The organism is uncultured Methanobrevibacter sp., assembly GCF_905235195.1.
In the GTDB taxonomy this organism is placed as follows: Archaea; Methanobacteriota; Methanobacteria; order Methanobacteriales; family Methanobacteriaceae; genus Methanarmilla.
On sequence record NZ_CAJOKH010000013.1, the window covers coordinates 1 to 23,597 of the forward strand.

The following is a 23,597-nucleotide window of genomic DNA, read 5'->3' on the forward strand; positions in this document are numbered from 1 at the left end:
ATTAAAAAAAAGTTCCTAATATAAAATTAAATAAGATTTATAAAATTAAAAAAAAGTTCCTAATATAAAATTAAATAAGATTTATAAAATTAAAAAAAAAGTTCCACTATAATATTAATTAATAATATAAAAATATAAAAAATTAAAAAGTTTATTAAAAAATCACTTAAATTATTAATATAATGAATAATATATTATTAATAATTACTAATACTATATATTTATTTAGAGGTTGTTTAAATGACTGTAAAAAGAGGTTTAATCATAGGTAGAATGCAACCATTTCATAAAGGTCATGGACAAGTTATACTAAAAACCTTAGAAGAAGTAGATGAGATTATCATTGGTGTTGGTAGTGCCCAGATATCCCATACCTTAAAAGACCCTTTTACTGCAGGTGAAAGGATTATGATGATTAAAAGGTTTTTAGCAGAAGAAGATGTTGATCCTTTGAAATATTATATTGTACCTATGGAGGATATTGAAATTAATGCAATATGGGTTGCACATGTAAAAATGATGACTCCTCCATTTAATACTGTATATAGCGGAAATTCCCTTGTTCAAAGATTATTCCAAGAGGAAAATTATGAAGTTAAATCTCCACTACCTTATAGTCGAAAATTATTATCTGGCCGAGAAATTAGAAAAAGAATGATTGAAAATAAAGACTGGCAATCTCTAGTTCCACATTCAACTATTGAAATTTTAAAAGAAATAGATGGTATAAATCGTATACAACATCTTTCACAAAAAGAACAAAATGAATCTTAAATAAATATGGATGTGATTAATTGACTGTTAGGATTATTGAAAAAAACGAAGATATTATTACAATTTCTGATTTGATTAATGATATTAAAAAGTCTAGCAAGATAGATAATTCTGGGACAATATTTACTTTTGAAGGTATTGTTAGAGGTAATGAACCAGGAAAAAAAGTGGACAAATTAATATTAACAACATCTGATAAAGAAAAAACAAAAAATGATATAGAAAATATTATAGAAGAGATAAAACTAAAATATGGAGTATATGAAATTAATGTAGTTCACTATATTGGTGAATTCTATACTGGCGACAGTTTATTTTTAGTTGCAATTTTAGGTGCACATAGAGATGAATCTTATGATGCACTTAAAAACACAATTGAAAGAGTTAAATTTGAAGTAGACTTTAAAAAAAAAGAAATCTCAAACAAAGGATCAAAAACAATACTGGCAGGTGGATAAAATGATGAATTTTTGGATTGGATTTATAATAATTGCTATAATTGTATTAATATTGAAATTTATTATTAGTAGCATAAAAACACTTGCAATTATATTTTTCGTACTATTATTCATAAATTTATTTTTTAACGTATTTTATTTTTAATTGATTTAATTTATCCATTAATAAATTGAGAATATAATAAAAAGTAAATTATAATATATGTATACTAATTTATAGAATATTATAATATAAATGCAGCCTAATCATTAGAATATAAATGCATACTATCAATTAGAATATTATAATATTAAATAAATTTTATTAATTAAAAATACAATATTATTTAATATTGATAATAAAATTAAAATCTAATACAATTATTAATTTATTTATTTTTATTTTTTCTTATTTTAAATTGAAATTTGACTATTTATTAATCGAGATTATTTAATTAAGGAATAGATCTAATATATAATTAAATTTAATAGAAAAATTTTAAATAAGAAAAAATATATAACAATTGTTATGTGAAATATTTTTTAATAAAAATAATTGAGGGGATGTAATGTGTGAAATATTTTGTATTAATTCTAAAGAACCTCATGAAGTAAATGAATGTTTACAATGTTTTTATGAACACTCAGATGAACACCCTGATGGTTGGGGATTAGCAAATTTAGCAAATGGAAAATTTCAAATTGAAAAAGAACCAATTAAAGCTAAATGTAGTAAACAATTAAAAAAGATCTTATCCAATCCTATTATTAGTAAAAATGTATTTGCACATATTAGATTAGCAACGGTAGGTGAAATTATATCTGTCAATTGTCATCCCTTTTATGAAATAGATTCAAATAAAAGGTCTTGGATATTAATACATAATGGAACAATATTTGATTATTCTCCACTTGATAAATATAAAGATAAACAAAAGGGAGATACAGATTCAGAACGTATTTTATTATATATAATTGATAAGGTTGATGAATTTGAAAAAGAAAAAGGAAAACTTTCATCAATAAAAGAAAGATTTAATTTATTATCTAAAATCATTAGAGACTTATCTAAAAAAAATAAATTAAATTTAATGATTTGTGATGGTGATTTAACCTATATTCATACAAATATGAAAAATTCATTATACTATCTTAAAAATGATGAAGATTTTATAGTTAGCTCTACACCACTTAATCAAGATAAAAATTGGAAACCTGTAGAATTAAATAAATTATTTGGTTTAATCGATGGAAATATTATATTTGAAAGTAAAAAACATGAAAATGTATATATAGAAACTGAAGAGAATAGGAAAAAATTTGAAGAATTTAATAAATCACTTAAAAGGGTCGAATATTAATGATTAAATATAAAATTTGGAGGAATAATGAATTTATATAGGTTAAAAGATTTCACAGCCCGTGAAATTCTTAGAGGCTCTTTTGGAATAGAATGGGAAACTTTAAGAGTGAAAAAAGATGGTAGATTATCATTAACACCTCATCCCACAGTATTTGGTGATAAATATACAAATCCGATAGTAACAACAGATTTTTCTGAAAGTCAAATAGAAATTATCACCCCTACTTTTAACACTATTGATAAGGCATTTGATACCTTTTCAATCTTATCAGATCTAGTAAACTCCTCACTACCTGATGATGAATATTTATGGTTTCAATCAATACCATGTATTTTACCTTATTGGAATCAGATTCCTATAGCAAAATACCCTAAAGAAGGAAAAACTTCTCAAAAATATCGTGAAAATTTAGCAAATAAATATGGTGTTAAAAAACAAATGATATCTGGAGTTCATTTTAACTTTTCTTTTAGTGATTATCTAATAGACAGGTTATTTGAAAATGAAGTGGAAGATATTAGCTATAAAGAGTTTAAAAATAATATATATTTGAAAATTACTAGAAATTATATAAGATACTGTTGGTTAATAATTTATTTAACTGGGGCATCAATTGGATCTCATAAAACATTTTCCCCGGAATGTATTCATCTTATGGATAAAAAAGATGAATATGGAAGTTATTATTCTACACGTGGACCATCATTTAGAAATGCTAGTTGCGGATATAAAAATATAAAGGATTTATTTCCATCATACGATTCAGTCCGTGAATTTGTAAAAGATCTTCAAGAATTTATTAATAATGGTGATTTATCTGAAGCAAAAGAATTATACTCACAAATTAGATTAAAAACTAAAAATCCTAGTGACTTATTAAATTCTCTAAAACAAGATGGTATTGAATATCTCGAAATAAGAACCCTAGATATTAATCCATTTTATAAATGTGGTTTGGTAAAGCATGATATGAAATTTTTACATTTATTTTTAATATACATGTTAATAAAAGAAGAAAGTGACTATCCCAATTGGCAGCTGGAATCTAAACTAAATGAAGAAAATGCTGCAGAAAGAGGATATGTAGATTCAATGCGACTTTTAAAAGATGGAAAAGAAGTTAAATTAAAAGATTGGGCATGTGAGATTATTGAAGAAATGTATGAAATGTGTGAAGAATTAAATATTACAAAAGCAGATTTAACTTTAAATTTAATGTATGACCGTATATTAAAAGAGGATTTGACCTATGGTAAAAGACTATTAAAGTTAATCCGTGAAAATGGTTATATTAATACACATATACAATTTTCTAAAAACAACAAACAATCAAGTATTTATAACCTTGAAAAAATAGATTTTAATAAATGTGAAGAGCTAAAAAAATATGCAAATATTGCTCTATCTGGAAATAAAGTTTTTTAAATCAAAAAATAATATAAAACTATTATTCATTGATTTAAGTATTTTATAAAATATTAAAAAAAACTTTATTTTTAGAATAAATTATTTAAAAAATATTATAATTCTTTTCCCACAATAACTTCAGTAGATTTAATAATTGCTGAAACCTCATCACCAACTTTTAAACCTAATTTTTCCGCAGATTCACGAGTTATAGCAGCAGTTATTACACCAGGTTCTTCAACTTTAATGTGTATATTAGCCATAACAGTACCTAATGTAACCTCTTCAACTTTTCCTTTTAATCCATTTCTAGCACTAATTTCCATAAAAATATCTCCTTTTTAGTTATTTAAATAATATATATAAAATAAAAGAATTTAAAAAGAAATATGCCTTAAACTTTCTATTAATTTTTAATAAAATATACAAAATATCGATTTTGAATAATATATTAATCGAAAAATAAATTTTAAAATATTATTTAAAATTTAATTATTATAAAATATAAAGACATATTTAGATAAAATACTTTTAACAAAATTATTTTTGTCAATATTTTATATAAATTTATCTTTATTTAATTTTTAAAGATTATAATCCAATAGAAAATATATGCATATCGAAAATATATCATTTAATAAAAAAAATGATTATCTATAAAATTATAATAAGTATAATTTTTTCATAAACTATATTAAATAAATACTTTAAAAATTAGGCTATGAATAAGATTGAATTAAAAAGTATTGGATTTATAAAAACACCTTTTGATAAACCTCAAGGAATGCCTATTCAACCAACCGGTGCAAAAGGTATTAATGGAGAAATCCATCTTAAAGAAGAATATATAGATGGACTTAAAGATTTAGAAGAATTTTCACATATAATATTAATATATTATCTTCACCTTACAAATGGCAATGCACTACAAGTAAAACCATATATGGACAATAAATCTCATGGAGTCTTTGCAACAAGATCTCCTAAAAGACCAAATAATATTGGATTAAGTACTGTAAAACTCGAATCAATTGATGGAAATATTATTCATATATCCAATATAGATGTTGTAGATAAAACACCGCTTTAGATATTAAACCCTATCTACATCAATTATTTTAGATACACTAGTAGATGATATAAAAAATAGTGGTTTGAAAATAATTATAATAAAGCTAAAAATCAAAAAGCAGATGGAAGATTTATAGAAGAATAATAAATAGATTATAATTTATTCAAAAACCCATTATTCTTCAATATATCTAAGTTAATTTAAAAAAACCACTATTATCCAATATATTTAAGTTAATTCAAAAAAAACCACTATTATCCAATATATTTAAGTTAATTCAAAAACATATTATTCTTCGATATCAGTAGGCCTATTTAAATTTTTAAAATTATTCACATTTATCAAATGATTGTCAATAGGAATGTATAAACAGTTTTGATTTTTCATAAGAACCCTTACTTTACGAATATTATTTTGTAAAAATTCATCTATTAAAGGTATGTAGCTTTTATGATAAATTGAATGTAAAGGTTCTGCTCGTTTAATTATATCTACATCATTAGGACTTCTATGATATGGTACTAATGCCATTAGAGACTCATTGTCCTCATTTTCTAGTATTGATTCAAGTGTATCAAACATATAATATACAAAATCACTATCAATATATGGTGAATCACAGGGCAGGACTAGGGCATAATCTGAATTGATTTTTTCAAGTCCAGTCATAATCCCACATAATGGACCTAAATCATTTTCAATATCAATTGTAAAATAAATTTTAAAAGAATAGTTTTTTTGGGTAATAATTTTTTTATATTTTCTAATTCTATTATCATCATTTAAAACAATTACAAGTTCATCTATTTGATTGTTTAATGCTTCAAGTATGTGAATTATCATAGGTTTATTATGAATCTTCATAGATCCCTTATCTCGACCCATTCTTCTACTCATTCCTCCACATAAAAGTATGCAACTTTTCATATTATCCCAAAAAAATTAAAAAAAAGCACTTTTTACAGACTAATGTTTTTTAGCAGATATAATTCCAATAGGATTTTCAGCTTTCATTAATATGCCCCTATCCAATATTCTACCATTAGAAACATTGACTTCCATAAATTTAGGATTATATCCTAAGTTTTTTAATTTATTAATAGCTTCAACTTTAGTATCAACAAGAATAGCTGTAATTAATATCCGACCTTTTGAATTTAGTTTTTCATCAACTAAATCTAGTATATTAAAAAGTTCATGGCCACTTCCACCTATAAGTGCAATATCAATATTATCAATTTCCTTTAGACCCTCTGTGCCATTTGCATTAATTAATTCAATATTATCCTGATTTTTTAAAAGTTTATTTATATTTTTACGAGTCATCTCTATAGCATGAGGGTTTTTATCAATAGAATATATTTTTTTGGCACGGCTTGCAAATTCAACTGTTAAGCCACCAGTTCCACAACCTACATCTACTACTACATCTTCTTCTGTAACATTAGACTTATACACAAGCAATGCCCTAATTGCTTCTTTTGTTGGCCCTGGAACTTCACAACTTTTAATAAAATCACTGTCTTCAAACATTTTTAACACTCTAAATAAAATAAGTTAATTATTCCCAACGTTTATACAAATCATTATTAATTCCAAGAGAATCTAAGACTTTCCCAATGATAAAATTTTCCATATCCTCTAGAGTTTTTATTTTTGAGTAATATCCAGGAATTGGAGGTAAGATTATCCCTCCTTCTTTAGAAATAGATAATATATTTTCAATATGTGCTGTTCTAAGAGGAGTTTCTCTAGGTACAATAATAATTTTACGTCTTTCTTTAAGTGCTACATCTGCAACTCTTGTAATGGAATTAGCAGCATAAGCATTTGCAATAGCTGATAATGTTTTCATAGAACATGGAATTATAACAACAGAATCAAATTTAAAAGAACCACTATTAACTGATGAAAATAAATCATTATTTTCATAGTAATGATCTGAGATATTAATTATCTCTTCACAGCTTATGTCTAATTCATATTCAATAATGGTTTTTGCAGTATCACTGATTAGTAAACCAGTTTCTATGTTTAAATCCTTAAGTGTCTTTAATAATTTAACACCTAAAGTAACTCCACTTGCTCCAGTTATAGCAACTATAATCATCAATAATCCTCAAAAAAATGTTTATTAAAATTATATAAAATAAATATAAAAAAGGATAAAAATCTAATGATATTTATAATGATGAATTTTTTTAAGTTTAGATTTAGTTTTATTGTGGGGTTTTAATTTCCAATATTGACAGGAATAAACAGGATCAATTTGAATACCGCTATAACCACATACTTGTTGAGTACGGTGTCCTTTTTTTACAATCTTTCTAAAAATACAACTATTACATTTCATTATATAACCTCTTTTTTTTACATAGTTTATTTTGTCTATATTATTATAAAAATTTTAATACTTAAAATAAGTAGTATTTTATCTTAGAGATATTTCACATATATTCTAATAAATCTATTTGGTCAAAATGGGTTTTATTAAGAGTTTTTTCTGATATTTCCGGTAACTCTAGATAATTTGAAATATCCACCTTTTTTAAAATATCTGCATGTTCATTAAGAGAATATAAAGCAATATCTGGATAATTAAACCTTGCTTTATTTAATGCCTGCACAATTGAAGAAACCTCATTTAAATTATATAAATCATCACCAATTGCAATTTGTGTTTTCATCTCATCAAATTTAGGATATTCTGGCAGACTTATAAATACATAATTTTTATCAATATTATAATCTTCTGCTATTTCATGCTCTGCCTTAATTATGTCACCAATATTGATTTTAAATACATCATTAGGTTTTGTAAAATTATTTAAACCAATTGTATTGATTACTTTTAATAATTGCCTATTTTCTATTCTTTCAATCATATTTCGTGTAGATTCTGTTGTAGAATTTTTACATTTATTTATTAATTCATTATCATCTAAAAAAAACAATTTTCGGGTATTTAAATCTTCTTTTTCAATCATTTGATCTAATGCATGTCTAAACATTGCATCAATAATACGAGCAGTATGATGTTGATATACACTAGGATACATAAAATAACGGGCAAGAAGCATACTTTCAGCAGCTTGAACACCTTTGATGTCTAGAACAAGATATTTTTCCAATTTAAGATTTGCAATTAAACGATCTGCATCAATTACACCATAATTAACGCCAGTATAATGTGAATCTCTCATAAGATAATCCATTCTATCTACATCTAGCTCACCAGAGATTAAAGGTCCAAGTTTACCCTTACCATTAATAATATCGCAAATTTTATCAAGATTATAATTTTCAGATAATTTAGTAGATACTGCAGTATTCTTTATAATAAATTCCGTAAATTTTTCATGTTTTACCCCTATTACTGATTCAGATAAATGTGAAAATGGTCCATGGCCAATATCATGAAGCAAACCTGCAAGACGTACCAATTGAATCTCATCATCAGTAAGCTCTAATGATTCTGCTAATTTTCCACCTAAATGCATTGTTCCAATACAATGTTCAAATCTAGTATGATTTGCACCAGGATATATTAAGGAGGTGAAACCTAATTGTTTTACACGTCTTAATCTTTGAAATTGTGGATAATCCATTATCTCATTTTCAAGATTAGTAATAGGAAGATTTCCATTAATACTATCTCGAATATATTTGCTATATTTTAACATCAAACCACATTGAATCTAATTTAATTTAATCTTTAATTTATAATTAATATTAAATAGCTGGTATAATGAAATAAATTAAATAAAAAAATAAAAAAAGTAGAAAAAAATCTAATTAATCTAAAGTAGGATAATTAGGACTTTCATTAGTAATTAAAAGGTCATGAGGATGTGATTCTTTAATTCCACTTTGAGTTATTCTAGTAAATCTTGCAACCTCTTTCATAGTAGAAATATCTTTAGCACCACAATAACCCATAGAAGCTTTAAGACCTCCTACCATTTGGAATATAACTTCAGATACAAATCCTTTATAAGGTACTGCACCTTCAACACCTTCAGGTATTAATTTAGTATGTTTCATTGGCCCTTTAATTTCTTGGAAGTATCTATCTGCACCACCACCAAATCCACCAGTCATAGCACCCATTGAACCCATACCACGATAAGTTTTATATTTTTTACCATTCATTACTACTATTTCACCTGGAGACTCATATGTACCTGCAAGAGCATTACCAAGCATTACCAAATCAGCTCCAGCACCAATAGCTTTTGCAATATCACCAGAGTATCTAATTCCACCATCAGCAATAATAGGTATATTATGTTCTTTTGCAACATCAGCAACTTCAGAAACAGCTGTAAGTTGAGGTACACCTACACCAGCTACAATACGAGTAGTACACATTGAACCAGGCCCTATACCTACTTTAAGACCATCAGCTCCTTGAGCAATAATGTCTTCAGCAGCTTCACGAGTAGCAATATTACCAACACATAAATCTGCATTTATGTTTTCTTTCATGGTTTTAATAAATTTAACAACATCCATATTATGAGCATGTGCACAATCAATAGATATAATATCTGCACCTGCTTTATCTAAAGCTATAGCCCTCTCTAAATCAAATGGTCCTGTAGCTGCAGCTACAAGTAATCTTCCATCTTTATCTCTTGCAGCATTTGCATGATTTTTATGATTTAATATATCACGAATTGTTACTATACCAACAAGTTTATGATTACTTAAAACAGGAAGTCTTTCAACTTTATTTTCATATGCAATATCAAGTGCTTCTTCAGCTGAAGTATTCTCATCAATTGTAACAACATCAGAAGTCATTATGTCTTTAACTAAATGATCTAGACCAGATTTGATTATTGGATTTACATCCCTACGACTAATAATACCAATAATTTCTTCACCGTCCATTACAGGTAAACCACTAATAGACATATCATCCATAAGCTTTTGTACATCTTTGATTGATGAATCTGGAGTAATGGTTTTAACATCACGAATAGTAATATCATCAGCAGATTTAACTTTTTTAACTTCTCCAACTTCTTGATCTAATGTTTTATTTCTATGAATTACTCCTATTCCACCTTCCTGTGCAAGTGCAATTGCAAGTTCAGATTCAGTAACAGTATCCATAGCAGCACTTAATATAGGAATATTAAGAATAATATCATCATTAATTTTTACACTAGTATCTACATTTTTTGGCTCAACATAAGACCCATTTGGTGTTAAGAGAAAATCATCAAATGTATATCCTATCCTTGCCTCTTGGATTTTTTCTGAAAACACTTATATCACCGAATAAAAATAATTATTGATTTAAAAAAATAATATAAAATTGATTATCATCATAAGAAAAATTAATACTTAAAATTATGATAATTTCTTTTATTATATATTATATGATATTATATAATTATAAATCTTTTATATTTTATTTTATATAAATTTAATGTTAATGAAGAAATTTTAAATAATCTTTAAGAAATTATAAAATTAATCCAGATAAAATAGTTAAAAGAAAATTAGATAAAAAAACAAAATAATTTTTAAAATATAATGAATATAAAAATAATTAATTAATTGAAAAGTGAAAAATGAAAAAAAACAAGACTAATCAAATGATTTGACATAGTCTTTTAAAGCTTTAACTGCAGTTCTATCAATATGACCTGAGTTTCTATCACCATCAACACAAGCAGCACCGCGAATACCAACAACATCACAATTTAAATCATATAAAGGTTTAAGTTGTTCTTTTTTAACGGATCCTGCAAGAGCAGTGTTAAGATTATATTCTTTAGCTTCTCGAACCCATTTTTCTAAATCTCCCATAGACATGAAATCAAATAATGTTTTACCGTCTTTAACAGCAGTATCTAACATAGCTAAATCTGCACCTGAGTCACGAGCAACTTTAGGAATATCCCAAGGAGAAACCGCTCCAACTCTTTCTGCATCTGCATAACCTGCTGCTACAACAATAGTTTCAGGAGATTCATCTTTAACAGTTTTAACAACCTTTTCCATAAGATCTAAAGCTTCATCATAATTTTTAGTACCATATAATCCTACCTTAATATAATCTGCACCACAATAAAGTGCACCTAAAGCAGCCAGAGAAACAGTACCTGGTTTATATGGAACATCTCCAATAGTAGATGATACTAATTTATCGGAAGGTGTGAGTTTTCTAATATCTTTAATAACCCATGAAAAATTAGCTCCAAGAGATCCTTCTTTAGGATTTTTTACATCTACAATATCTGCTCCACCTTCAATAGATTCAATAGCTTCTTCATAATTTATTGGACTTATTAATAAAAGCAATACATTTCCTCCAATTATTTACTTTATACATTTAAGTCATTAATTAAAATATTATTTTGATATTTAACTAATAAATTAATCACTAAATCTAAAATAAATTATTTTTAAATAAAATAACATTATAAATAATATGATATTTTTAAATTAATAAAATGAATAGTCATAAATTATTATCATATAATATATTTATTGATTTATATATTTTATACATATAAATGTTTTCTATTTTATATTAAATTGGTTTAATTATTCATTATATTAATAATATAAAACCATATATGAAATAAATTAATAAGTGATAAATAAATACATTTAAACTACTTTATATTTAAAAATATATGAAAAAAGAATAATTATTGAAATATTTTTATTAACAGTAACATTATAGCTAGCACATAATTTATTATAAATGTTGCATCTTTTGCAAGAATATTAGTGCTATTTTATCCACAGTTAAATTAATAGATTTGATATATGAATTATAATTATTATTTCCACATAAACAACATTAAATATATAATTGTCAGATTTAATCCACTAATATTTATTACACCTATTAAAAGTTCCAATTTCTATTATTTAGTTATTGACTGATTAAAATACTTATATTAAGTAATATATTTTTGCAAAAAATAGAATTTCAGTAAAAATTAGAAAATGTTTAAATATTTATAGTTTCTTTTAAGAATTTGTGTTAAATTTCTATCATAAATTTATAGCGAAATCCTAAAGAAATATAAGGATTTAAGAATATTATTTTTTATATGGTGAACCTTTAGAGTTAATATTGTCCTTGATTTTTTCATGTACTTCCATATGATAATCCCCTAGACATCGAAGATTTTCTATTACCTCATTAGTTGGTGTTCTAACAGGACAATTAAATGTACACATTCCACATAATGTACACATAAACAGTTTATCATCATCTTTAGATTCATTTTCATTTAAAAATCTGCTCATTGCTATTCCTCGCCCTCCAAGATAATAATTAAATCCAAATTCATTACCTACAGCATTATAAACTGGACAATTAACTATGCAATTACCACAATTTATACACCATAAACATTCTTCTTTTGATTTTCTTCTACCATTATCCAATAAAATTACAACAACCTTTTCAGCACCATACATAGGTTTTAATAATTTTTTTTCAATATCTGCAGTTTTTGAGGGACCTGCAATAATATTAATATATGAAGATATTGGAGAACCAGCACCAAATACAGATTCTAATTTACAAATAGATACTGCTTCTTCTACACTTGAAACTACTTTATCAATACCTGCAATGACTATATGAAGTTTTCTACTTGATGCATAAGCAACATTGTTTTCATTGTGAACTATTGCAAAAGCACCATCTTCAGATGCAATAGCATTGGCACCTGTAATACCCACCTTTGCATTATTAACATAATTTAATACATCCTCCCTAACAGTTTCCATAATATCTTTATGTACTGGTTTTAGATTTGTACCTAAAGCGTTATTTACAATATCAGTAATCTCATCAACACTTAAATGTGCAGCAGGACCTGTATTATGTACCGGCCTATTATCAGAATTTTTTAATTGTAATATTCTATCTCCCAAATCTGTTTCGATTACCTTAAATCCTTTATCTTCCAATTTTTTCCGTCCCTTTATCTCACCTATAGTATTAGATTTGGATTTAATTATTATTTTATTATCAGGATCATATTCATTAACAAGTTGTGTAATAATTTCTATTACCTCATTACCATCACTAGCTTCAAAATAATCTATATCATTTCTCTTAAAGTTTTCCTTAGCCTCATCAATAAGTGTTTCCATATTTTCAATTGACCATTTTCTAATATTTATTACACGTTCTTGTAGTTTTTGAGTTTTTTCATCATTTGCAATATGTTTAAAACGGGATTGTAATATTTGAAATGATTTTTTCATTTGTTTTAATTGTTTATCTTCCATATTAAATCCCCTCAATATTTTCATTTTTAATTAATTTAGCTATAAATTCTGATATATCTAAAACTTTAAGTTTATTTGAATTTTGATTAAGATTTAGTTTACAAAAAGGACATGCAGTCAATATATAATCACATCCAGTTTCTTCAGCTTCTTGAATTCTTCTTTTAGCAATAGTATTTGAAATATCAGGATAAGCTGATTTTACTCCCCCTCCAGATCCACAACATAATCCATTGTCCCTAATATTTTTCATCTCAATAAGATTAGTGTATTTTTTGATAACCTCTCTTGGTTCATCATATACTTTTAATGCCCTACCTAAATGACAAGGGTCATGATAAGTCACATTAAAATTAGTGAAATTATCATTTACTTTAATCTTACCCTCATTAATCAATTGAAATAAAAGTTGAGATATATGTAAGACATTTAAATCTACATTAAGCAAGTCTTTATAATCCTCTTTAAGTGTTTTATAACAACCAGCACATGAGGTAATTATTAGCTCATCTTTAAAATCATTGAGATTTTCCTTCATTAAATTAATAGCATCCTTTTTAAACCCGCTTCGAAGAAGTACTGAACCACAACAATTTTCATTATCCAAAATATGATAATCAATACCTGACTGGTCAAGTAAAAATCTTGTAGCATCTTCTATATCCTTATCCTTCTCTCTTGCAGTACAACCTCTAAAATATAACATTAAATCACTTATAATCATTATAATCTAAATTTGATAAATTTTATAAATTATTAAAATTAATAAAATAATAATAAATTAAAATAACGATAATTAATAAATTAAAGCTAATTAAAATTTAATAATAATAATTAAAATTAAAAGTTAAAGTTAAAATTAATTATAATAACAATATTATAATTAATTGATTAATTAATTATTGATTAACTAAATTTAATTAAAAATAAAAAATTAATTAAAATTAATCAATTAACTAAAAGTTAATAGATAAATAATCACAAAATATTTAGTCCTCTTCCTCAACAGTTTCTTCATTTTCAATAGCTATTTTTCTAATTATTTTAGTTAATTCTTCGTTTTGCTTATTCATTATAAGATTAATCCTAAGTATAATATATGCTAAAAATCCAATGGATACACAAAATATTAAATCAAAACCACGTTTAAGCCCAAAGAAATGAGCCACAATAGTAGTTTCTTCTGGGAATAATCCTATTGAAATAATGATTAACCAAAAAATTATAATAATAAATAAAGAAAATGTAGTTAATTTTTTATTCTTATATCTTATAGTTAAAAGTATAATGGAAATTATTGCTAGTATAATAACTAAAACTTGATACAATAAGGGCGATGTCATACTTTACCTCATATTTTATTATTTCATTTATTTTATTAGTTAATTTTTATAAATTTAAATAATTAATTTTTATAAATTTTAAATAGTTAATTTTAATATTATTTTAATTGTTATTAGATATTATTATAATAAATAAAATTATTAAATTTAATTTAATTTAATTAATTATCTGAATAAATCAAAAATCATCTTTATCATGATTTTAAGACCAATAATAGCATTAGTACCTTTATGCTGAGTTTCTTCTGTGTAAATAGTAGTTATAGGAACTTCATCATAAACTATATTATTATCTTTTATTTCTTTAATGAATTCTGATGATACACCATAACCTGCTGAGACAACATCAATTTTCCTTGCCGCTGTTGCAGAAAATGCTCTAAGACCAGATTGCGAATCTTTAACCTTTACACCATAAAAAATATGAGTTAAAAGATTCATAACATTATTTGCAAAATGTTTAGTAGTCGGCATATCCTCAAAAATACGAGACCCAATTACAGCATCGGCCTTTTTTTCTCTAAGAGGTTTAATTACTTTTGCAATATCTTCAAAATTATGTTGTCCATCAGCATCAAAAGTAATGATATATTTAGCATTATGATTTAATGCAACAGTCATACCAGTTTTTAATGCTGCTCCTAATCCTCGATTTAATACATGTGTTACAATATGTATTTGGCTAGGATATTTTTTTTGAACTTGACGTGCTATATTCAATGTATTATCACTAGAACCATCATTAACAAGTATAATATTATATCCTAAATTAGCAATATCAATTAAGACTTTCTCTACATGATTTTCCTCATTATATGCCGGAACAACTAAAAATGTATCTTTAATATAATCGTTCATTTAAAAACCACTGATTAAAATAATAATAATAATAATAATAATTTATAATATATGTTAAACTGGACCTGCATCTTCAAATCCTTCACGTTTACCTTTACCTGCTTCTTTTCTCATTTGTTTAGGTTTAAACATCATCTTATAAACATTTTGAGCATGTTGTCTTGCTCTATTATCTGCAAGGACTTTAAGTTCATCATCACTTTCAGTCTCATCTTCATGAACAAAAACTTCTATAATATGAGTATTGGTCATAAGTTGAGCTCTAATTAAACCTGTAGATGCTTCATGAGCACACATTTTATCTTTCTTTTGAGGACCAGGCATTCCAAGAGCCATGACTATATCACAATTTTCCTCTTCAATGAGTTTTTTACTAGCTACTGGAAGATCTTTTATACCAGGTACAGTAACTCTAATGATTTTAGTGTCATATACATACTTTTTAAGTTCATCTTCAGCAGCTCCACCCATATCAAATCTTGCAAAGGTAGTGTCACATAATCCAATTCTCATAATAATCATTTCAATTTTTTATGTTTATAATATATTTTTCTTTTTATTTAAAAATGATTATTAAATCATAATATTATATTATATGGGAAAAATCTTAAAAAAAATAAATGAAACTAATTAAAATCCTCAATTGAACAATATCATTTGATACTGTTTAGAGACAATAATAAATCTATATATTCATAATAATCAGATAAATTAGGTTAAAAATAGTTTATATTACAATAATAATAATAAAGATTGCAAGGAATAATAATTACAATAAAGGGAATAAAATCCTTGAAAAGTAAATAAAAGTTAAATAATGAAAAAATAAAAATTATTAAACAAATAATATAATGAAATAAAAAAAATAATTAACTATTAATCATTATTTATAATTTTAAAGAATATTATTAAATTTTTGTCTAGCTTCACCAATGGTTAATGGATAATCACCATTGAAATCAACGCCATCATGTTTTTCTAAAATTTCCGCTAAATGAGCAATTCTTGGAAGTCTTAAATTAGCCTTCCTAATTAATCCTATATCAGAAAATACTTCTTTCGTTGAACCTGATGTTAGGATATTTCCTTTACTAATTACAAAGACTTTATTTGAATAAACAGGTACCAAATCAACATCATGAGTAGATATAATAATTGTTATACCTTCATTATTTAATTCATACAATAATTGTAAAATTTCAGAAGCTCCTCTAGGATCAAGACCTGATGTTGGCTCATCCAATACCATCACTTCAGGATTCATAGCAAGTATACCTGCAATAGCTACCCTCTTTTTTTGACCACCACTTAAATGATGAGGAGCTTTTCTTTCATAACCTGACATATCAACCCTTTTAAGAGCATTGGTAACAATTTCCTGGGTTTCTTCTTGAGATTTACCTAAATTCAAAGGACCAAATGCCACATCTTCTTCTACTGTAGGTGCAAATAACTGATCATCAGGATTCTGGAAAACAATACCTACTTTTTGACGAATTTTCATTAAGCCTTTTTTAGAATAATCAACAGGCTCACTGTCTATTAATACCTGACCTTCAGTAGGCTCATAAATACCATTAAAATGTAAAAATAATGTTGATTTGCCTGCACCATTTTTCCCAAGTAATGAAACCATTTCACCTTTTTCAACACTGAAATCAATATTATTTAAAGCAATAGTTCCATCAGGATATTTATATGTTACACCTTTAATATCTATAATAAAAATTCCTCCATAATTAATACTTATATTATTATCTATTTATATATTCCTAATTATAATGTTTAAAAAATAACTAACTAACTAATTCAGGATAAGTATCTTTTGATCTATCTGGTTTATATACTGGTAACTCACCAGTATAACATCTAGAGTCTAAAGTTCTCTGTAAGGTCTCACTCTTTTCAAGTGAAATTAAAAATAAATTTGAAAACATCGATCCAAAACTTTTCATAGAATCAATATAACCTCCCAAATAACCAAGCCTAGTTTTTTGTGCATTTCTCATAACCGTAATATTGTCTAAAAATATAAAAATTGCATTATACATTAAAACTGCAATTTCACAAAATATTTGAGGAACATAAAAAGTTCTTAAAACAGACATAACATCAGTTATAGGAGTGGTAAGTGACATAAAACCTAATGCAGAAAAACATGCAAATACTCTAAAAAAGGTTAATAATGATACTCTTAAAGATTCTGTTGTAATACCTATACCAAAAAATCCACTATTCCAAATATATGCCCCGCTAGGGAAGAAAAATAACATAAAAATACATGTTAAAAATGTAAAAGCAAAAGGAATAGTTAAAAATTTAACATAATCTTTTAGAGATACACGTGCTAAAGCTAATAACAATAAAGATGATACTATTATTATGAAAATAGAATAATAATTATTGTTTATAAATAATGCAGAAAGAACTAATAATATTGAACCTATTACCTTAACATAAGGATTATAATCTGCAATCCTATTTGTATGTGCAATAAAATCTATATCAAATTCCATGGTTCACCTTTTATTAATTATACTTTAGAAAAAATAAAACAGATATTATCATTTTCAATTGATAAACATTATAATATTATTGAAAATAATATATAAATATTTAATATAATTTTAAAAATAATAAAAATACTAAAAAATTAAATAAAATTTAAATAAAAAAGAATAATTTTAATCAATATTTTTTTTAAGTAAATAATAAAAAAAATAATAAAAAGAGTTAATATCTTTTTTAAAATAGTTATATAAAAAAAGATTTAATCTTTTTTAGATTGGCCTCTCCAATATCCAAATGCATAACCGATGATTATAGCACCAATTGCAGCTTGAACAGCGAAGAGTAAACTTTCTACTTCACCAGAAGGTGGTTCCCAAATTGATTCAAACCATGGTTTGTAACTATGATCTAATTCACCAATTACATCAACCCCTTTATCATCAGAACCACCAAACATACCCTGATCTTCACCAAGACCATTATACATAATCATTGGAGCAACTAAAATAATTATAACTAGTACTAATAAAATAATATTTTCATACTTCATTTTATCATCACCTAATTATGCTTTTTGAGGAGTAATTGCATTTAATTTTTCAAGAACTTCAGGTTTATATGCAATTAAACCATTCCATACAATTACAGTAAGTAAACCTTCTGCAATTGCTAAAGGAAGTTGAGTTGGCATAAAAATAATAAAGAATTTTGGAAATGCTGCAGCAAAACTTGGTAATGGGAATGCTAAAGCTAATTGTATAGAAGTCACAAGATAAGTTATAATATCTGCTAAGAACGCAGTTAAGAATATGTTAACTTTAGTGTTAAGTCCAACTTTATTACAACCTTTAAAGACAATCCAACCTACAAATGGCCCAATAATACCCATTGATACACAATTAGCTCCCAAAGTAGTAAGTCCACCGTGAGCAAGTAATAGTGCTTGGAAAAGAAGTACTATAGTTGCAAGTACTCCAGTAATTGCAGGACCAAACAACGCTACACCTAAACCGTTACCACAAGGGTGAGAACAACTTCCAGTAACAGATGGCATTTTCAATGAAGAAAGTACAAACATAAATGCTCCGGAAACTGCAACAAGAGCTTTAGTTTCTGGATATTCTTCAGTTATTTTCTTAATTTGATATATTCCATACCCAACAATTGGAATCATAATAACATACCATATGATACACCAAAAAGCAGGTAAATATCCTTCCATAATATGCATTTTAAATCTCCTTAATAATTTTTTTAAATTAATTTTATCAAGTACAATTAAATAAAAATTAAGTATACTTGATAATCAATTATATTTTAAATTATTAATAAAGTTTTCGTATTTTACAACAACTAACCTAAAATTTTTTTTCATATTAAAAAACGAACATAAAAATTTTTCTTATTAAAAAAATAAAGAAAAATTCATTAATTTATTAATTATCAAAAATAACGCATATATAAAATAAACAGAAAAAATATACTCATAATTTTTTATAACATAAAATAAATCATATAAAACTAAAATATAATTAAATATAAATTAAAATTTTAAGAAATAAAGTAAAATTATTATAAGTATTCAGATAATTAATTAAAGTATAAAAAATAGAATAATAATGATTAAAATAGTATAAAAAAATTTTTTAAAAATAATCGTGATAATATGAAAGTTAAAAATAATATAATATTAGCATTAGATGTAATGGATATAGACGAAGCAATTACAATATGTGATAAAGTTAAAGGACAAATAGATACAATAAAAATTGGATATCCTTTAACTCTAGCAGTTGGAATAGAATGTATAAATATTTTAAAAGAACAATTTAACTTTCAAGTAATATGCGATTATAAAGTTGCAGATATTGATGCAACAAATGATAAAATAGCAGACATTACTTATTCAAATGGTGCTGATGGATTAATATGTCATGGATTTGTAGGGGAAGATAGTATTAGATCATGCCTTGATAAGGCAAATGAATACAATAGAGAATTATTTTTACTTACTGAAATGTCACATCCCGGAGCACGTAAATTCCTACAACCAGTTGCAGAAGATATTGCTCAATTAGGAGTAGATTTAAATATTAAAAATTATGTAGCTCCTGCAACAAGACCTAATAGATTAAAAACAATACGTAATATTGTTGGTAAAGATGCATACATAATATCTCCAGGTGTTGGTACCCAGGGAGGAAGTGCAAAAGAAACACTTAAAATATCAGATGCAATAATAGTAGGAAGAAGCATATACACTTCAGATAACCCTGAAAAAGCGGTTAAAGACATATTAACTAAATAATATAATAATATATTTTTACTTTTTTATTTTATTAAAGTAAATTTTGACAATATTAATATTCATATTAATACTTTAAATAATTATTTAATAATCATTTGAATAATTTAACTAATTATTTTTCTTAAATTTAATTTTTAGCATAATATCTAATTTTTTATATCTTATAAAAGGAAATTTCCTTAAAATAGATTTTTAATTTTACTATTTATTAATTTATCAATGAAAAAGGTTAATAAGTTAATATTATTTTTTTAAATAAATACTCATTTTTGTTTAAATAACAATAAAATTAATGGATTATTTTAATATAAAAGTAAAATATCTAAAAATAGCTAGAAAATTAAATATGAATAATAAAAAAAGAAAAAAGAAAAAAAGATTTTAAAAGATAAAAATAAAAAATAAAGTTTAAAATGGATTATTATATTAAATTAAAATCTACACCCCATTTTAAACTGTAGAAATTAGGATCTCCAGAATAAAATGTTACATATAATTTATGTGAACCAATTTTTAAACCTTTAGTAGAAAGATATACTCTACCTTTTTTATTTGTAACTTTTACTTCAGATTTTTTCATTTGTTTAACATCTTTATCCTTATCAACACAAAGAGTAACTGTTTTAAATACCATTGGTTTTTTATTATGTGAAAAGGTTAAATATATAGTAGAACCTTTTTTATAATTTGGTATTAAAATAATAGTACCATTAATAATAGAACCACTCCAACTGACAGGATCAGATCTTGTTAAAGTTACTTTAGCAGGTTCAATAGTAACAGTAGTAGCAGCTGATAATGAAACACCAGTTACGTTAGCTGATACTTTAGCTCTGTATTTTCCTACTTTTTGGAATAATCTAAAGTAAGCTATACCTTTATTATTAGTTTTTGCTATGTAAACTTTTTTATTAAAAAGAAGTTTAACTCTTTCTCCAGCAATAGCCTCACCTTTATAGGTTAATTTTGCTTGGAGCTTATTAGCATCTTGATATTCTTTAACAAGTTTTTTAACTGTTAATTTAGCATATCTTTTTTGCCATTTTTTAATAACAATTTTAGCATTTTTAGATTTAGTAATACCTGCAATATTTATTGAAGTTCTTGCAGTGTATGTTTTAGGAGCTAAGTTAACTGCTAAGCTAGCAACACCTTTAGAATTAGTTTTAGTCCTATAAGTAGTTTTACCAATTTTAACTGTAATTATTTCATTAGGAATTAATACATTATTGTGTTTTAATGTAATAGTAAATTTATTAGCAGTTTTATAATATTTGGTTAAACTTTTAGGTTCTAAACTAACTAATGATTTTTTCCAGTTGTTAACAGTAAATGTAGATTTAGCTGTTATATGGGTGTCTGGAATAGAAGTTACAACATTATAAGTATTTGGATTTAAAGTAATTGCTAAATGTCCTATACCCTTACCATCGGTAACAACATTATAAGTTTTACCATTAATTTTTACATGTACAGTTAAATTATTTACAGCATGGCCATCTTGAGTCAAAACTTTGAGAATAAGTTTAGTACCATCCTTATAATACATTTTAACATTATTAACAGTTAATTTTAAATTATTGTTTCTAATTACTTCAAAACTTTGATTAGCAACAGAAGATGCATATACTATATCATCTTTTACCCATCTATTGTAAACCAATCTAATTGAATAATTACCAATTTCTTTTGGAATCCAATTATATACTATATGTCCATCCTTAACTATGACATCAGTTTGTAAAATATTCTTATCTCCTTTAAGAATAGTTATAAGAGCTGAACCATTTAATAATTGACCATCACTTGCTGTAATATCTCCAATAATATCAAATGGATCATAAACTGCTGATGAGTTAACTGAGGTAATTTGAGTGGTTGTTCCAACATTAACTTCATAACTATTTGTAGCGTTAGATTCCATCCACTTAGTTCCATTATTAATATATTCATTGAATTTAATAAGAACATCATATACCCCTGCAGAAGTAGGAGTCCATTTAAATTTAACTGTATCGTTTTCATCTAAATTTACAGTTTCAGTATGCATATCAGTACCATTTTTTGAAATGGTGATGGTAGCAGTACCTCCGCCTATAGGTTGACTATTATTTGCAATAATTTTTGCACCAATTTCAGTTTCCTCATTAAGATGTGAAGAATTACCAGTGGTAATATTTACACTAGTTGAATGTTCTTCATCATTTTCCTCATTAAGATTATTGGAACTAACAGGAATATCCCTACCAGAAGAAACAGAGGAATCTGCAAGTTCAGGTTTACTTTCTTCATTCTTTACATCATTTACACTACTATCTCCAGAATCAGTACTAATAGCATGGGTATTATCATTAGAAGAATAGTCTGATATATCAGTAGCTGATATTGAAGAGATAGAAACTATAGTAATTAATATTAATAAAAATATACAATATTTACTAAATTTCTTCATCATATCCTCCGAAATTTTAGTTAATATTCTAAGAAATATCTAACTCGGAAATTAAATATTTCTTACAATATTACTACAATATTAAAATAATATTAATCAACATATTCACTTAAAATTTAATTTTATCATATCAAGATTTTTATAAAATAAATTAAATCCCTTAAAATTAAATTATTGATAATGAGATTTTAATAAATTTATATTATTTTAACATATACATATATTATAATAACTTAATTTAAATAGTTTTCTTTTATTTTCTCTTTTTTTAGAGGTTGTAAAATTTTATAGGCTTATTTTATTTTTAAATGTTTTTGTGTCCAATTTTGCATTTGGAAGTCTAGAAATGTTAGAATTCCATTTTCAGTTTTAAATATTTTCTTTATTTTTCGGGATTGGTTTGTCTGTAATAATTTTCAAAGATGTATTTTCTATATTATCATCATCCAAGTGTTCGACATATCTATGGAAATGATTGATAATGTGTTTTCTTATAAAATCTCTTAATACAATCAAAATAGCACTATAATTTTGTAAATATTCTTTAAATTTCTCTATTCTTCTTGCTTTGAATTTTGTCTGAAACAATTTTTTAATTCTCGTGCATTTTCATAAAATTAATCTTTTTGTTTTCCTTTTATCTTGTTTTTTCTACAATATACTTTTAATTTATGGTTTATTGTTTTAAATAAGTAGAATATGCATAATTGGTGTTTTACTCCTATCTCATCTGCTACATTTCTATACATTGGAAATAAATCGGTTGTTAAGCAAATAAATGGTTTATTTTTTGT

23 protein-coding genes and 2 pseudogenes are annotated in these 23,597 nt (G+C 25.1%); 6 read left to right on the forward strand and 19 right to left on the reverse strand.

Annotated elements, in window-relative coordinates:
• Positions 1–240 precede the first annotated feature (240 nt).
• The 4 genes from QZ146_RS01935 (at position 241) to QZ146_RS01950 (ending at position 4,000) form a co-directional block, all read left to right on the forward strand.
• The gene (locus QZ146_RS01935) at positions 241–774 is read left to right on the forward strand and encodes a nicotinamide-nucleotide adenylyltransferase (protein WP_295721940.1); all 534 of its coding nucleotides are present in this window, start codon (positions 241–243) and stop codon (positions 772–774) included.
• A gap of 20 nt (positions 775–794) precedes the next feature.
• Positions 795–1,232 (forward strand): molybdenum cofactor biosynthesis protein MoaE, encoded by a 438-nt coding sequence (locus QZ146_RS01940; protein ID WP_295721943.1) that lies wholly within the window; start codon positions 795–797, stop codon positions 1,230–1,232.
• A 548-nt stretch (positions 1,233–1,780) separates the two neighbouring features.
• Entirely contained in the window at positions 1,781–2,572 is a 792-nt protein-coding gene (locus QZ146_RS01945; RefSeq protein ID WP_295721945.1) for a class II glutamine amidotransferase, read from the forward strand.
• 27 nt (positions 2,573–2,599) lie between these two features.
• Positions 2,600–4,000, forward strand: a complete 1,401-nt coding sequence (locus tag QZ146_RS01950) for a glutamate--cysteine ligase (RefSeq protein ID WP_295721947.1) — start codon at positions 2,600–2,602, stop codon at positions 3,998–4,000.
• A gap of 95 nt (positions 4,001–4,095) precedes the next feature.
• On the opposite strand, the gene QZ146_RS01955 is transcribed toward QZ146_RS01950, so the two are convergent.
• A complete protein-coding gene (locus QZ146_RS01955; RefSeq protein WP_295721949.1) occupies positions 4,096–4,308 on the reverse strand; it encodes a molybdopterin-binding protein in 213 nt (70 codons plus the stop codon).
• A gap of 395 nt (positions 4,309–4,703) precedes the next feature.
• On the opposite strand from QZ146_RS01955, the pseudogene tsaA reads away from it, so the two are divergent.
• Positions 4,704–5,198, forward strand: a pseudogene (tsaA, locus tag QZ146_RS01960) (tRNA (N6-threonylcarbamoyladenosine(37)-N6)-methyltransferase TrmO).
• A 144-nt stretch (positions 5,199–5,342) separates the two neighbouring features.
• On the opposite strand, the gene QZ146_RS01965 reads toward tsaA, so the two are convergent.
• From QZ146_RS01965 to cbiM, 16 genes are all read right to left on the reverse strand, one after another.
• Positions 5,343–5,981: a molybdenum cofactor guanylyltransferase gene (locus tag QZ146_RS01965; protein WP_295721953.1), complete on the reverse strand. Its 639-nt coding sequence runs from the start codon at positions 5,979–5,981 to the stop codon at positions 5,343–5,345.
• Between the two features lie 39 nt (positions 5,982–6,020).
• On the reverse strand, positions 6,021–6,587 hold the full coding sequence (gene cbiT / locus QZ146_RS01970; protein ID WP_295721955.1) for a precorrin-6Y C5,15-methyltransferase (decarboxylating) subunit CbiT: 567 nt from the start codon (positions 6,585–6,587) through the stop codon (positions 6,021–6,023).
• A 28-nt stretch (positions 6,588–6,615) separates the two neighbouring features.
• Positions 6,616–7,164 (reverse strand): UbiX family flavin prenyltransferase, encoded by a 549-nt coding sequence (locus QZ146_RS01975; protein ID WP_295721957.1) that lies wholly within the window; start codon positions 7,162–7,164, stop codon positions 6,616–6,618.
• A gap of 63 nt (positions 7,165–7,227) precedes the next feature.
• Positions 7,228–7,407: a hypothetical protein gene (locus QZ146_RS01980; protein WP_295721959.1), complete on the reverse strand. Its 180-nt coding sequence runs from the start codon at positions 7,405–7,407 to the stop codon at positions 7,228–7,230.
• A gap of 94 nt (positions 7,408–7,501) precedes the next feature.
• On the reverse strand, positions 7,502–8,737 hold the full coding sequence (locus tag QZ146_RS01985; protein ID WP_295721961.1) for an HD domain-containing protein: 1,236 nt from the start codon (positions 8,735–8,737) through the stop codon (positions 7,502–7,504).
• 112 nt (positions 8,738–8,849) lie between these two features.
• Positions 8,850–10,331, reverse strand: a complete 1,482-nt coding sequence (gene guaB / locus QZ146_RS01990; protein ID WP_295721963.1) for an IMP dehydrogenase — start codon at positions 10,329–10,331, stop codon at positions 8,850–8,852.
• A 324-nt stretch (positions 10,332–10,655) separates the two neighbouring features.
• A complete protein-coding gene (locus QZ146_RS01995; RefSeq protein ID WP_295721965.1) occupies positions 10,656–11,372 on the reverse strand; it encodes a (5-formylfuran-3-yl)methyl phosphate synthase in 717 nt (238 codons plus the stop codon).
• Between the two features lie 753 nt (positions 11,373–12,125).
• The gene (locus QZ146_RS02000) at positions 12,126–13,331 is read right to left on the reverse strand and encodes an LUD domain-containing protein (RefSeq protein ID WP_295721967.1); all 1,206 of its coding nucleotides are present in this window, start codon (positions 13,329–13,331) and stop codon (positions 12,126–12,128) included.
• Position 13,332: 1 nt separating this feature from the next.
• Complete coding sequence (locus QZ146_RS02005) at positions 13,333–14,037, reverse strand: (Fe-S)-binding protein (RefSeq protein WP_295721969.1); 705 nt, start codon at positions 14,035–14,037, stop codon at positions 13,333–13,335.
• A 283-nt stretch (positions 14,038–14,320) separates the two neighbouring features.
• Entirely contained in the window at positions 14,321–14,674 is a 354-nt protein-coding gene (locus tag QZ146_RS02010) for a DUF2304 domain-containing protein (RefSeq protein ID WP_295721971.1), read from the reverse strand.
• 165 nt (positions 14,675–14,839) lie between these two features.
• Positions 14,840–15,532 (reverse strand): glycosyltransferase family 2 protein, encoded by a 693-nt coding sequence (locus tag QZ146_RS02015; RefSeq protein WP_295721973.1) that lies wholly within the window; start codon positions 15,530–15,532, stop codon positions 14,840–14,842.
• Between the two features lie 54 nt (positions 15,533–15,586).
• Positions 15,587–16,045, reverse strand: coding sequence for a riboflavin synthase (ribC, locus tag QZ146_RS02020; RefSeq protein WP_295721974.1), 459 nt, complete (start codon positions 16,043–16,045; stop codon positions 15,587–15,589).
• Positions 16,046–16,427: 382 nt separating this feature from the next.
• Positions 16,428–17,255: an ATP-binding cassette domain-containing protein gene (locus QZ146_RS02025; protein WP_295721980.1), complete on the reverse strand. Its 828-nt coding sequence runs from the start codon at positions 17,253–17,255 to the stop codon at positions 16,428–16,430.
• Positions 17,256–17,328: 73 nt separating this feature from the next.
• Positions 17,329–18,048 (reverse strand): cobalt ECF transporter T component CbiQ, encoded by a 720-nt coding sequence (gene cbiQ / locus QZ146_RS02030; protein WP_295721975.1) that lies wholly within the window; start codon positions 18,046–18,048, stop codon positions 17,329–17,331.
• A 254-nt stretch (positions 18,049–18,302) separates the two neighbouring features.
• The gene (locus tag QZ146_RS02035; protein ID WP_295721976.1) at positions 18,303–18,593 is read right to left on the reverse strand and encodes an energy-coupling factor ABC transporter substrate-binding protein; all 291 of its coding nucleotides are present in this window, start codon (positions 18,591–18,593) and stop codon (positions 18,303–18,305) included.
• 15 nt (positions 18,594–18,608) lie between these two features.
• Positions 18,609–19,274, reverse strand: coding sequence for a cobalt ECF transporter S component CbiM (cbiM, locus tag QZ146_RS02040; RefSeq protein ID WP_295721977.1), 666 nt, complete (start codon positions 19,272–19,274; stop codon positions 18,609–18,611).
• 435 nt (positions 19,275–19,709) lie between these two features.
• On the opposite strand from cbiM, the gene pyrF reads away from it, so the two are divergent.
• The gene (gene pyrF, locus QZ146_RS02045) at positions 19,710–20,351 is read left to right on the forward strand and encodes an orotidine-5'-phosphate decarboxylase (RefSeq protein WP_295721978.1); all 642 of its coding nucleotides are present in this window, start codon (positions 19,710–19,712) and stop codon (positions 20,349–20,351) included.
• 421 nt (positions 20,352–20,772) lie between these two features.
• On the opposite strand, the gene QZ146_RS02050 is transcribed toward pyrF, so the two are convergent.
• Both QZ146_RS02050 and QZ146_RS02055 read right to left on the reverse strand, forming a co-directional pair.
• Positions 20,773–22,803 carry a hypothetical protein gene (locus QZ146_RS02050; protein WP_295721979.1) on the reverse strand — a complete coding sequence of 677 codons (2,031 nt, stop codon included), beginning with the start codon at positions 22,801–22,803 and terminating at the stop codon, positions 20,773–20,775.
• Positions 22,804–23,096: 293 nt separating this feature from the next.
• A pseudogene (locus QZ146_RS02055) lies at positions 23,097–23,597 on the reverse strand (transposase); the annotation flags it as partial.